This is a genomic window from Caulobacter sp. (assembly GCF_049283275.1).
Taxonomy (GTDB): Bacteria; Pseudomonadota; Alphaproteobacteria; order Caulobacterales; family Caulobacteraceae; genus Caulobacter.
This window is the reverse complement of sequence record NZ_JBAPVS010000032.1, coordinates 1-11,059: the sequence shown is the minus strand read 5'-3', so window position 1 is coordinate 11,059 and position 11,059 is coordinate 1. Positions and strand designations below refer to the sequence as shown.

13 protein-coding genes are annotated in these 11,059 nt (G+C 68.6%); 3 read left to right on the top strand and 10 right to left on the bottom strand.

Going from position 1 to position 11,059, the window contains the following annotated elements; translation table 11 throughout:
* Positions 1 to 67 precede the first annotated feature (67 nt).
* Positions 68 to 502, bottom strand: coding sequence for a carboxymuconolactone decarboxylase family protein (locus WAL33_RS01795; protein ID WP_422177898.1), 435 nt, complete (start codon positions 500 to 502; stop codon positions 68 to 70).
* Positions 503 to 719: 217 nt separating this feature from the next.
* Positions 720 to 1,682, bottom strand: coding sequence for an acetyl-CoA carboxylase carboxyltransferase subunit alpha (locus WAL33_RS01790; protein WP_422177896.1), 963 nt, complete (start codon positions 1,680 to 1,682; stop codon positions 720 to 722).
* Between the two features lie 367 nt (positions 1,683 to 2,049).
* Here WAL33_RS01790 and WAL33_RS01785 point away from each other — a divergent pair, with 367 nt between their 5' ends.
* Positions 2,050 to 2,250, top strand: a complete 201-nt coding sequence (locus tag WAL33_RS01785) for a hypothetical protein (RefSeq protein WP_422177894.1) — start codon at positions 2,050 to 2,052, stop codon at positions 2,248 to 2,250.
* Between the two features lie 68 nt (positions 2,251 to 2,318).
* On the top strand, positions 2,319 to 2,732 hold the full coding sequence (locus tag WAL33_RS01780) for an OsmC family protein (protein WP_422177892.1): 414 nt from the start codon (positions 2,319 to 2,321) through the stop codon (positions 2,730 to 2,732).
* 127 nt (positions 2,733 to 2,859) lie between these two features.
* Here WAL33_RS01780 and WAL33_RS01775 read toward each other — a convergent pair whose 3' ends face one another.
* The 4 genes from WAL33_RS01775 to WAL33_RS01760 all read right to left on the bottom strand — a co-directional run bounded on the left by WAL33_RS01775 (position 2,860) and on the right by WAL33_RS01760 (position 7,777).
* Positions 2,860 to 3,909 (bottom strand): HpcH/HpaI aldolase/citrate lyase family protein, encoded by a 1,050-nt coding sequence (locus WAL33_RS01775; protein ID WP_422177890.1) that lies wholly within the window; start codon positions 3,907 to 3,909, stop codon positions 2,860 to 2,862.
* 89 nt (positions 3,910 to 3,998) lie between these two features.
* Positions 3,999 to 5,024 (bottom strand): mechanosensitive ion channel family protein, encoded by a 1,026-nt coding sequence (locus WAL33_RS01770; RefSeq protein ID WP_422177888.1) that lies wholly within the window; start codon positions 5,022 to 5,024, stop codon positions 3,999 to 4,001.
* A 223-nt stretch (positions 5,025 to 5,247) separates the two neighbouring features.
* A complete protein-coding gene (locus WAL33_RS01765; protein ID WP_422177886.1) occupies positions 5,248 to 6,252 on the bottom strand; it encodes an aldo/keto reductase in 1,005 nt (334 codons plus the stop codon).
* A 361-nt stretch (positions 6,253 to 6,613) separates the two neighbouring features.
* A complete protein-coding gene (locus WAL33_RS01760) occupies positions 6,614 to 7,777 on the bottom strand; it encodes an aminotransferase class I/II-fold pyridoxal phosphate-dependent enzyme (protein ID WP_422177884.1) in 1,164 nt (387 codons plus the stop codon).
* Positions 7,778 to 7,925: 148 nt separating this feature from the next.
* On the opposite strand from WAL33_RS01760, the gene WAL33_RS01755 reads away from it, so the two are divergent.
* Positions 7,926 to 8,414 carry a VOC family protein gene (locus tag WAL33_RS01755; protein WP_422177882.1) on the top strand — a complete coding sequence of 163 codons (489 nt, stop codon included), beginning with the start codon at positions 7,926 to 7,928 and terminating at the stop codon, positions 8,412 to 8,414.
* A 51-nt stretch (positions 8,415 to 8,465) separates the two neighbouring features.
* Here WAL33_RS01755 and WAL33_RS01750 read toward each other — a convergent pair whose 3' ends face one another.
* From WAL33_RS01750 to WAL33_RS01735, 4 genes are all read right to left on the bottom strand, one after another.
* Complete coding sequence (locus WAL33_RS01750; RefSeq protein WP_165184690.1) at positions 8,466 to 8,687, bottom strand: alkylphosphonate utilization protein; 222 nt, start codon at positions 8,685 to 8,687, stop codon at positions 8,466 to 8,468.
* Positions 8,688 to 8,776: 89 nt separating this feature from the next.
* Positions 8,777 to 9,919 (bottom strand): hypothetical protein, encoded by a 1,143-nt coding sequence (locus WAL33_RS01745; RefSeq protein ID WP_422177880.1) that lies wholly within the window; start codon positions 9,917 to 9,919, stop codon positions 8,777 to 8,779.
* A 67-nt stretch (positions 9,920 to 9,986) separates the two neighbouring features.
* A complete protein-coding gene (locus WAL33_RS01740) occupies positions 9,987 to 10,916 on the bottom strand; it encodes a site-specific tyrosine recombinase XerD (protein WP_422177878.1) in 930 nt (309 codons plus the stop codon).
* The coding region (locus WAL33_RS01735; protein ID WP_422177900.1) for a hypothetical protein at positions 10,913 to 11,059 on the bottom strand (147 nt) is incomplete at its 5' end. The genes WAL33_RS01740 and WAL33_RS01735, both read right to left, overlap by 4 nt.

The window sequence follows — 11,059 nt, the reverse complement described above, 5'->3', positions numbered from 1 at the left end:
GGGCGCCGAGATCCTCCCCCTCTGGGGGAGGTGGCGGCGAAGCCGACGGAGGGGGTCTTCCAGAGCCCTAGTGCACCGACACGCCCAGCCGGTTCCACATGTTGATCATCGCGATCACGCTGGTCAGGGCGCTGGCCTCGACGTCGCTGAAGTGCTCGCGCAGGGCGGCGCGCAGCGGGCCCAGCTCGGTGTGGGTCGGCAGTTGGGTCAGGGCCTCGGTCCAGGCGAGCGCCGCCTTCTCCTTGGCGGTGAAGTCCGACACGTGGCTCCAGACCATCAGCCGGTCCAGCCGCTCGTTGGTCTCGCCGTCGTCGCGGGCCTCCTTGGAATGCATCTTCACGCAGAAGGCGCACTGGTTCAGCTGCGAGGCGCGCAGCTTGACCAGGTGCACCAGGTGCGCGTCGACACCGGCGCCCACGGCCGCGGTCTCGGCGGCGATGAAGGCCTGGTAGACGGCCGGAACATTGATGTCGTGGCGGAAGGGGGCGGTTTCGGCGCTCATGATCTTGTCCTCGATTTGGCCCTTCGGAGGGCTTCGGGAACAAGACGAGGTCAGCCCGTGGGACGTGACATGCCGGCCAAAAATAAATCCCTTCATCCCGACGAAAGTCGGGACCCAAGCTGGGGATCAGGAATGGTTGCGGGCGATCTAGCCGTCTTGGACCGATGTCAGACTCGGCTTGGGTCCCGGCTTTCGCCGGGATGAAGGGAGTAGGATGCTACTGCAGCCCCTCGCGGCCGATCGCGTAGAACCGCGCCGCGCGCTGCTTCTTCAGCTCGACAGCCGACAGCTTCATCAGCGCCTTCAGCTCGTCCTCGACCGCGTCGCCCACGGCTTCGATGGCCGCGGCCGGGTCGGAATGGGCCCCGCCGGCCGGCTCCTCGACGATGCGGTCGACGATCTTCAGCTGGATCAGGTCCTGGGCGGTGATCTTCATGTTGGCGGCCGCGTCCTTGGCCCGGGCGCCGTCGCGCCACAGGATCGAGGCCGCGCCTTCCGGCGAGATCACCGAATAGATCGAGTGCTCCAGGATCAGCACCTTGTTGGCGCCGGCCAGGGCGATGGCCCCGCCGCTGCCGCCCTCGCCGACGATGGTGGCCACCATCGGCGTGCCCAGCACCAGGCCGCGCTCGGTCGAGCGGGCGATGGCCTCGGCCTGGCCGCGCTCCTCGGCGCCCAGGCCCGGATAGGCGCCGGCGGTGTCGACGAAGGTGATGACCGGCAGGTTGAAGCGCTCGGCCATGTCCATCAGGCGCACGGCCTTGCGATAGCCCTCGGGGCGGGCCATGCCGAAATTGTGCTTCAGGCGCGTGGTGGTGTCGTGGCCCTTCTCGTGGCCCATCAACACGACCGGGATGCCGCGAAACCGGCCCAGACCGCCGACGATGGCCTGGTCGTCGGCGAACTTGCGGTCGCCGCGCAGCTCGACGAACTCGTCGATCAGGCCGGCGATGTAGTCTTTCAGGTGCGGGCGCTCGGGGTGGCGGGCGACCATGGTCTTCTGCCAGGCGTCCAGACCCGCATAGGCTTCCTTGCGCATTTGCTGCGCGCGATCACGCAGGGCCTGGATCTCGGTTTCGAACGCGCCCGGGCCCGCCGTCTCGGAAAGCCGCGACAGTTCCTCGATCTTGCTTTCCAGATCGGCGATGGGTCGCTCGAAGTCGAGATAATGCGCGGCCATGGGTCTCTTAACGTCGCCGTTGCGGAAAGGTGGCGAACCTAGAGCGCGATAGCCGAAAACGAAACCGCTTTTGGCGCACCAAGGCCTCGAAATCGCCCCGACACGACCTTAAAGGGCTCGCCAGGTCTGAGATTCCTCGGTCGGCGGCACGGTGGCGGTCCCGAAATCAGGGGGAACCCCCGCGCGTCCTGGGGATTCGACTCCGGGAGGGAATCTGTGAAGAGTCTTGTATAGAAACTCAGGCGCTCTGGTTAATTCTCGGCCTATCGCCTATATCCTTGCTGGTCGGCTTAGAACAAACGCCGACGCCCGCGGCCCCGCCCATCGAAAATGGACCCGGTCCCGCCTGTAGCGAACGGATGTTCCCATGCAGGTGTTCACCTTCTTCTGTGTCGAGTCCGACGGCTCGGTGCCGCGTTTCGATGTCACCCCCTGCCTCGACGACCAGGCCGCGCGCCGTCGCGCCGAAGATCTGGTCGGCCTGCATCGCGGCTGCGACACCGTCGAGGTGTGGCGCGGCGCCACGCGCCTTTTCGAGGTGACTTCGGCCCAACGGGCGGCGGCTTAAGCGCACGAAGATTCAAGCGCCGCCGTTCGCGCGCGCTATAGTTCGGGCTCGCTTGACGGAGTCCGCCCATGACCGCCCCCGCCCGCCCCTCCGCCATCGCCGACGACAGCGGCCACGGCGGCGTGCAGATCCTGATCACCGCCGGCCCCGCCCGCTTCACGGGCGACCTGACGCCGGCCGACGGCGGGCTGGATGTCGGTCCCAATCCCCACGACCTGGTCGCCGCCGGCCTGGCCGCCTGCACCACCCAGACCCTGAGACTCTACGCCAAGCGCAAGGCCTGGGCCCTGGGCGCGGTCCATGTCGAGGTGACATGGCGGCGCGAGCCCGGTTGGCTGCCGGCCGACGTCTTCGAACGCGTGATCACCCTGGGCGGCGACCTGGACGAGGCCCAGCGCGCGCGGCTGATGGAGATCGCCGAGGCCTGCCCCGTGCATAAGATGCTGGTGGCGGGGTCGAAGGTGGAGACGCGGGCGGCTTAGGCGCGGTGAACACTTGCCCCCTACGGACCGCTTCGCGGTCGTCTTCCCCCACAGGGGGAAGAACGCTCCGCCCCCTATGGGGGCGGACAGGCGGCGAAGCCGCCAGGTGGGGGCAAGTCAGTGCGCCTCAGAACCCATAAAGCGCCGCATACTCCGCATCCTTGGCCGCGATCTGCCGGGCGCAATCGACCATGACCTTGGCCTGTTTCCAGGTCGCGTCGTCCTGCATCTTGCCGTCCAGCATCGCCACGCCCGTGCCGTCGGGCATGGCTTCGAGGATGCGCTTGGCGAAGGCCACCTCGTCGGGGGCCGGCGAGAACACCGACTTGGCGATGGCGATCTGGCTGGGGTGCAGGCTCCAGGCCCCGGCGCAGCCCATCAGGAAGGCGTTGCGGAACTGCTGCTCGCAGGCGACCGGGTCGTCGATGGCCCCGAACGGACCGTAGAACGGCTTGATGCCGTGGGCGGCGCAGGCGTCGACCATCTTGGCGAAGGTGTAGTGCCACAGGTCCTGCTGCACCGAGACGCGGGGGCCGCCGTCGGCATGCGGGTCCTCGATCACCCGATAGCCCGGATGGCCGCCGCCGACGCGGGTGGTCTTCATGGCGCGGCTGGCGGCCAGGTCGGCCGGACCCAGGCTGATGCCCTGCATGCGCGAACTGGCGCCGGCGATGGCCTCGACGTTCATCACCCCCTCGGCCGTCTCGAGGATGGCGTGCAGCAGGATCGGCCGGGTGACCCCGTGCTTGGCCTCCAGCGAGGCCAGCAGCTGGTCCATGTAGAAGATGTCCCACGGCCCTTCGACCTTGGGGACCATGATCACGTCGATCTGGTTGCCGGCCTTCTCGACCAGGGTCGCCACCTCGTCCAGATGCCAGGGCGAGTTGAGGCAGTTGATCCGCACCCACAGCCCGACGCCCAGGGCCTTGAAGTCGGTCTCGCGCGCCATGGCGATCGCGCCGGCCAGGGCCGCGCCCTTGGCGTCGGCGGGGATGGCGTCTTCCAGATTGGCCAGGATCACGTCGACGGTGGGGGCGATCTCGGGGACCTTGGCGCGCACCTTGTCCAGATGCGGCGGCACGAAGTGGATCATGCGCTCGACCCGGGCCGGCGGCTCCCGCCACGGGGTCGGCGCCCCGATGGCCAGGGGTTTGAAAAAGCCTCGGGGGGTCTTCATGCGCTCTTCCCAGTTCGTTTCTTATTTCGCAGTTGCGAGAAGATTGCGGCGGCGCGGTAGCGGGGTCAAGACTGACGCGAAGGGAAGCGTCACGCCTTCGCGGGCGCTCCCTGCACCGGCGGCGGCGGCTCCTCGGGATCCTCGCGGTTGAGATCCTCGGCCGCGTCGTTCTTCGAGGCCGCCACGATCTTGGCGCGCGCCTTGCGGCCGGCCCGGGCCTCAAGCCGCAGGGCGGCGCGGGCGTCGTCGCCCTCCTCGCCGAACAGCCCGCGCAGCCGCACGTCGCGTTGCGGATAGGGGATCTCGATCCCGGCCCCGCGCAGGGCGTCGTCGATCGCCCAGGTATAGGCCGCGAAGATCGCCGCCGGACGGCGCACCGCATCGACGGTCGGCCAGACGATCAGCTCGAACTTCAGCGCCGACTCGCCATAGCCGACCAGCCAGACCTGGGCCTTGCGCACCGCGTCGTCGGGGGCGGTGAACGACACCGAGTGGGCCGCCGCCAGCACCGCCTCGCGCACCCTCTCCTTGTCGACCCCGAAGGCGGTGACGAACGGCACATGGATGCGGCGCGTGGTGTGGCCCAGGGTCCAGTTGATCACCGGCTCGTTGACCAGCACTGAATTGGGCACGATCAGGTCGGTGCTGTCATTGGTGCGGATGCGGGTCGAGCGCGGGCCGATCTCGTGCACCACGCCGCGCGCGCCGTTCTGCAGCTCGACAAAGTCGCCCACCGCCACCAGCCGCTCGAACATCAGCGACACGCCCGAGGCGAAGTCCTTGACCAGGCCCTGCAGGCCCAGGCCCACCCCGACGCCCACCGCCCCGGCGAACACCGTCAGCGAGGTCAGGTTCACGCCCATCACCGACAGGGCCACCAGCAGGCCGATGGTCCGCAGGCCGTAGGTGCTGAGCTTCTCGACGATGTACAGCGACGGGGCGCTGCCGGCCGACCGCTCGCGCAGCCGCCTCAGGCCCGCGGCCACCAGGCGCGACAGATAGATCGACGCCACCACGATGACGATCGCCGCCCCAACCCCGCCCAGGGTGATCGTGGTCTTGCCCAGCTTGACCAGCTCGATCGCATCCGGGCGGGTGAAGAGGTTGTCGGCCATGACGGCGAGTGTGGGCTGGGTCTGGGGCGGGGGGCAATACCCTTTAAAACCCTCTCCCAGAGGGAGAGGGAGGGGCCCATGCGCAGCATGGGAGGGTGAGGGGTTTGGACCTCGGACGGCGTGCCGGCAGGGCCTTGCGAGAAATCGGCGAGGGCGTCACCCCTCACCCTCCCACGACTTCGTCGCGGGTCCCTCCCTCTCCCCTCCGGGAGAGGGTTTCCCTCTACCGCCCCACCATCTTCAAGCCGGCCTCGCTGTACCGCGCGCCCTCGATCGCCGTCTCGGGCACCGCCGCGGCGATCTTGGCCAGGTCGGCGGCCGACAGCGCGACGTCCACCGCCCCGACGTTCTCCTCCAGCCGGCTGATCTTGGTCGTGCCGGGGATGGGCGCGATATGATCGCCCTGGTGGAGGATCCAGGCCAGGGCCAGCTGGGCGGGGGTGACGCCCTTGTCGGCGGCGATGCCCGTCAGGGCCTCGACCAGGGACAGGTTCCGGGCCAGGGCCTCGCCCTGGAAGCGCGGCAGGCCGCGGCGGAAATCGTCCTTGGCCAGGGGCGCGTCGGCCTTGATCGCGCCGGTCAGGAAGCCCCGGCCCAGCGGGCTGTAGGGCACCAGGCCGATCCCCAGTTCGGTCAGCACCGGCAGGGTCGCCTTCTCCAGGTCGCGGAACCACAGCGAATACTCGCTCTGCAGGGCCGCCACCGGCTGCACCGCATGGGCCTTGCGGATCGTCTCGGGACCGGCCTCCGACAGGCCGAAGTGCTTGACCTTGCCCTCGGCGATCAGGTCCTTGACCGTCCCGGCCACGTCCTCGATCGGCACGTTCGGGTCGACGCGGTGCTGGTAGAACAGGTCGATCACCTCGACGCCCAGGCGCTTGAGCGAGGCCTCGGCCACCTCGCGGATGTGCGCGGGCCGGCTGTCGGTCCCGCGCATGCGGGAAAAGCCCTCGCCCGCGCCTTCCGGCGCGATGTCGAAGCCGAACTTCGTGGCGATGACCAGCTTGTCGCGGAAGGGCTTGAGGCCTTCGCCGACCAGCACTTCGTTCAGATAGGGGCCGTAGACCTCGGCGGTGTCGAAGAAGGTGACGCCCAGCTCGACCGCGCGGGCCAGCACCTTGAAGGCGTCGGCCTTGTCCAGGGCCGTGCCGTAGACCTGGCCCATCCCCATGCAGCCCAGGCCGATGGCCGAGACTTCCAGCCCGTCGCCGAGTTTGCGCGTCTTCATGGGAAGCTCCTTGTGTTCTGTTTTCGCGTGGGAAGGTCCGCCTTCCGCCTGGAAGATGGGCGCGGGTCGCCGCGACTATAAGATCCCCAAATCGACGGCGCAGGAATGGGCAAGACGTTCGCCGGATCGGGCAAACGTCATGACCAGAGCTGGGCCTGCGCGCCGAGACGGTCACGGCGTTGGGCGACCTAGCCCCGAAGCGTCCGTGCCAGGCTGACTAGAGCTATCGACATTCACGCGCGTTGCGTGGTCCTCGTCCTTCGACAGGCTCAGGATGAGGACCATTTACAGGCCTGAGCGTTAGAAAAACCTCATCCTGAGCTTGTCGCCAAAAAGCACTTGGGGGGACGAGGTTTTCGTCTCAAACGCTGAACGTCGATACGCCCTGGGCGGCCGCTCGCGCGGCGAACCACGGGACGATCCGCCGCAAGGCCTCCTCCACCTCCGCCGTCGAGACCGCGAAGCTGAAGCGGATGAACCGCCGTCCGTCGACCGGGTCGAAATCGACGCCGGGCGCGGTGGCCACGCCGGTGTCGCGCAGCAGGGCCTCGCAGAAGGCCAGGCTGTCGTCGGTCAGATGGCCGATGTCGGCATAGATGTAGAAGGCCCCGTCCGGCGGCGCGATAGACGCCAGGCCCAGGGCCGGCAGGGCGTCCAGCAGCAGGGCGCGGTTGGCGCGATAGACCGTCACATGGCCCTCCAGCTCATCCACGCAGTCCATGGCGACCAGGCCCGCGTGCTGGCTCAGCGACGGCGGGGTCAGGAACAGATTGCCCATGAAGGCCCGGGCCCGCTGGATCTGATCGGCCGGCACGACCACCCAGCCCAATCGCCAGGCGGCCATGCTGAAATATTTGGAGAAGCTGTTGACGATCAGGGCGTCCGGCTCGAACGCCAGCATCGAGCGGGCCGGCTCGCCGTAGCTGAGGCCGTGATAGATCTCGTCGGAGACCACGCGGATCCCGCGCGCGCGGCAGACCCGGGCGATGGCTTCCAGCTCGCTGGCGGGGATGATCGTGCCGGTCGGGTTGGCCGGGCTGGCGATGATCACCCCGGCGGGCGCGGGGTCCAGCGCCGCCAGGTGGGCGGCGGTCAACTGGAAGCGGCTTTCGGCCCCGCAAGCGATCTCGACCGGGACCAGGTTCAGGGCCTTCAGCGTATTGCGATAGGCCACGTAGCCGGGCCGGGCCAGGGCCACCCGGTCGCCCGGCCGGAAGTTGGACGCCAGGGCCAGCACCAGGGCCGGCGAGGCGCCGCAGGTCAGGATGATCCGCTCGGGGTCGACCACCACCCCATCCAGCTCGGCGTAGCGCTTGGCGATCGCCGCCTTCAACAGCGGGCTTTCCCAATAGCCCATGCCGTCGGTGTCCAGCACATGGTGCGCCGTGGCGATGGCGGCCTTGGGCGCGCCGGTCGAGGGCTGGCCGAACTCCATGTGGATGATCGACTGGCCTTGCGCCTTCATCTGGTGGGCCAGACGACTGATGGCGATGGCGTGGAAGGGTTCGATCTCGGAAGCGGCCATGCCAGCGTAACTAGTGCGTGGCGGCGGAGCCGGCAACGCCGGCGTTGGTCGCCGCGACAGGGTGGTTGGTCGAAAAGCCCGCGCCGATGTCGGAACGCACGTGTCTTGATCGTCCTGGGTTCGACAACCGTTCAGCGGAGGACGCCCCATGCAGAAGATCAGCCCGTTCCTGTGGTTCGACACCCAGGCTGAGGAAGCCGCGAACTTCTACGTCTCGCTGTTTCCCAATTCGAAGATCACCAGCGTCGCGCGCTATCCCAGCGACGCCCAGCCGCCGGCGGGACCGCCCGGCAAGGTGATGACCGTCGGTTTCGAGCTGGACGGCCAGGCCTACACCGCCCTGAACGGCGGCCCGCACTTCACCTTCACCGAGGCGGTGTCGTTCGTGGTCCACTGCGCCGACCAGGCCGAGGTCGACCGCTACTGGGACGCGCTCACCGCCGACGGCGGCCAGGAGAGTCAGTGCGGCTGGCTGAAGGACAAGTACGGCCTGTCCTGGCAGATCGTGCCGCAGGCGCTGCTGGACCTCTATTCCAGTCCCGACAAGGCCGCAGTCGGGCGGATGTTCGCGGCGATGATGCAGATGGTGAAGCTGGACATGCCCAAGCTGAAGGCGGCGTTCGAGGGAAACACATAATTTCCGCTCATCCCGGCGAACGCCGGGATGAGCGGCATGTTTGAAAAAGCCTCAAGCCTTCTTCACGAACTCCACCCGCAGCACCAGGCCACGCACCTTCTCGACATTGGCCTCGATCTCGTCGGTGTCGCCGGTCAGGCGGATGTTCTTGACCAGGGTCCCGCGCTTGAGCGTCACCCCGCCCGAGCCCTTGACCTTGAGGTCCTTGATCAGGGTGACGTTGTCGCCGTCGGCCAGGATGTTGCCGTTGCTGTCGCGGGTTTCGTCCGACATCACCAGTCCCTTTCGTCCAAGGGCCTCCTAAATGAAGCCCTTCCAATGGAGGTGGGGCCTAGCATGCGGCGGCCCGGCGCGGAAACCCGTCACGGCGTTCCGGTCGACCACCAGCCCTTGCCGTCGCCGTCGGCGGTCAGGACGCCCGCAATCCCCTGATCTCGCCGGATCAGCGTCAGACGATGGGTCCAGAGCGGCACGACCAGTCGCCCCTCTGCATCGAAATTGCCGCCGCCGCGCCAGATCGTCACCGCCTTGCCGTCCCGCTCGCCGAACACCTTCAGGCGCACGCCCTTCTTGGTGATCTTGTCGAGGGCCAGGGTCAGGGTGACCGGACCCAGCAGGTCGATCGGGCTGACCTCCAGCTTCGGCGGCGCGTCAACCGGGAAACCGCCCGCATCCAGGTCGCCGGCCAGCCAGGATTCGCCCACGGCGTTGACGACCTTGAAGTCGTCGCCCACGGCCTCCACGCAGCCGGTCATGGTGATCTGGCCTTGGATGGAGTTGTTCAGGAACGGTCCGCACCACTGGGTCGAATAGGGCCCGCGCGCCACGGCGTGGAACAGGGCCCCGGCCTCGCCGCGCTTGTTGACGCCCAGCATGTTGGACACCGGATAGTCGGCGGCCAGGCGGGCCGTGGCCAGGTGGCTGGCCGGGATGACCAGGAGGACGCCGCCCTCGTTCGCTGGGCCTTCGGCGAGCTTGGCTTGGGCGAGGTCGAGCACCAGGCCGTCGGTGCTGGCGGGCGTCGAGGGGACTTCCGGCAGGTCCTGGATCTGGGCCTTGGCGGCCTCGATGCGCTGGGCCAGCTCGGTTTGACTCAGGAAGTTGGTGAACCAGGCCTCGCGGGCGGGCTGGCCCTTGGCGCCGCGCAGCGCCGCCTCTTCGGCCGGAGCCAGCGTCACCTTGATGTAGCCTCGCGCCCTCATGCAACGCTCGTAGCCGGCGCGTCGGGCCTTGGCTTCTTCAAGCCCGGCCAGGAATCCGGTGGCCAGGGCCGCTCCCGCCGCGCCAGCGACGCCGCCGGTCGTGACCATGGGCGGCATGCCCGGCGTCGGCACGCCCTTGGCATAGTCCGTACACGTAGTTTCGTCCGCCTGCTGACCCTTCAGGTCCTTGCCGACTTGGACGAACACGCGCGCCGGCTTGGCTGCGTAGGCGACGCTCGGCGCCAAGCCGTATCCGACGACAATCAGGCCCATAACGGCCGTGACGACTGATCTCTTACGCATGAAAACCCCCGTTTACGGGTGATCTATCGCAAGCTTGGCCGGATGGCACAACCTATGGCGCCGAAGCTCAGCCCTTCCGCCCCAGCGGATGCTTGGACTTCACCACCTGGGCCAGATGGTCGCCGGCCACGTGGGTGTAGATTTGCGTCGTGGCGATGTCGGCGTGGCCCAGCAGGGTCTGGATGACGCGCAGGTCGGCGCCGCCTTCCAGCAGGTGGGTGGCGAAGGCGTGGCGCAGGACGTGGGGGCTGACGGTCTGGCGGTCGATGCCGGCGGCGATCGCGGCGTCCTCAAGCAGTTGCGAGACCCGCCGGGCGGTCAGTTTTCCGCCCTTGCCGCGCGACGGGAACAGCCAGGGGCTCTCCTTGAAGCCCTTTGGCAGGAATTGCAGTCTTACCTCTAAATAGGCCTTCACCGCCGTGCGCGCGGCGTCGTTCAGCGGAGCCAGCCGCTCCTTGCCGCCCTTGCCCTTGACCATCAGGAAGGCCGGGTCGCGGGCCAGGGCCGCCAGGGGCAGGTTCAGCAGTTCGGAGATCCGCAGGCCCGAGGCGTAGAGCAGCTCGATCATGCAGGCCAGGCGCAGCCCCTGCCTCCCGTCCTTGGCGGCCGCCGCCGCGATCAGCCGCAGGACCGCCTCGCGCGACAGCACCTTGGGCAGCGGGCGTCCGGCCTTGGGGGCCTCGACCCGGCGCGAGGGATCATCCTCGCGCCAGCCCTCGCCCAGCACGAAGCGGTAGAACTGGCGCAAGGCCGAGCGACGGCGCGCGGCGGTGGCCGGCGACAGGCCGCGCGCGCCGAGATCGGCGAAATAGGCCTCAACCACCTCGGCCGAGGCGCCGTCCAGATCGCCGCGCGAGGCCAGGAACAGCCGGGCGTCGGCCAGGTCCTTCGCATAGGCGGTCAAGGTGTTGCGAGCGGCGGCGCGCTCGACGGCCATCATCTCGAGGAAGGCGTCGATCCAGCCTGCGGCGGCCCTTGAGGTAGAGGGGGGGCTCATTTCAGCTGCAGCGCCAGCAGCCCCTCCACGGCGAAGGCGCGGGCGTCCGCTTCCAGCCCGGCCTTCAGCAAGGCGCGCACCAGCCGGGCGCGGTCGACCGGGCCGGGTCCGGCGGGGCCGGCGTCGGCCGCGATCGACAGGGC

Coding starts and splice junctions, on each gene's coding strand:
- WAL33_RS01795 (WP_422177898.1), bottom strand. CDS start 502: ATGAGCGCCGAAACCGCCCCCTTCCGCCACGACATCAATGTTCCGGCC.
- WAL33_RS01790 (WP_422177896.1), bottom strand. CDS start 1,682: ATGGCCGCGCATTATCTCGACTTCGAGCGACCCATCGCCGATCTGGAA.
- WAL33_RS01785 (WP_422177894.1), top strand. CDS start 2,050: ATGCAGGTGTTCACCTTCTTCTGTGTCGAGTCCGACGGCTCGGTGCCG.
- WAL33_RS01780 (WP_422177892.1), top strand. CDS start 2,319: ATGACCGCCCCCGCCCGCCCCTCCGCCATCGCCGACGACAGCGGCCAC.
- WAL33_RS01775 (WP_422177890.1), bottom strand. CDS start 3,909: ATGAAGACCCCCCGAGGCTTTTTCAAACCCCTGGCCATCGGGGCGCCG.
- WAL33_RS01770 (WP_422177888.1), bottom strand. CDS start 5,024: ATGGCCGACAACCTCTTCACCCGCCCGGATGCGATCGAGCTGGTCAAG.
- WAL33_RS01765 (WP_422177886.1), bottom strand. CDS start 6,252: ATGAAGACGCGCAAACTCGGCGACGGGCTGGAAGTCTCGGCCATCGGC.
- WAL33_RS01760 (WP_422177884.1), bottom strand. CDS start 7,777: ATGGCCGCTTCCGAGATCGAACCCTTCCACGCCATCGCCATCAGTCGT.
- WAL33_RS01755 (WP_422177882.1), top strand. CDS start 7,926: ATGCAGAAGATCAGCCCGTTCCTGTGGTTCGACACCCAGGCTGAGGAA.
- WAL33_RS01750 (WP_165184690.1), bottom strand. CDS start 8,687: ATGTCGGACGAAACCCGCGACAGCAACGGCAACATCCTGGCCGACGGC.
- WAL33_RS01745 (WP_422177880.1), bottom strand. CDS start 9,919: ATGCGTAAGAGATCAGTCGTCACGGCCGTTATGGGCCTGATTGTCGTC.
- WAL33_RS01740 (WP_422177878.1), bottom strand. CDS start 10,916: ATGAGCCCCCCCTCTACCTCAAGGGCCGCCGCAGGCTGGATCGACGCC.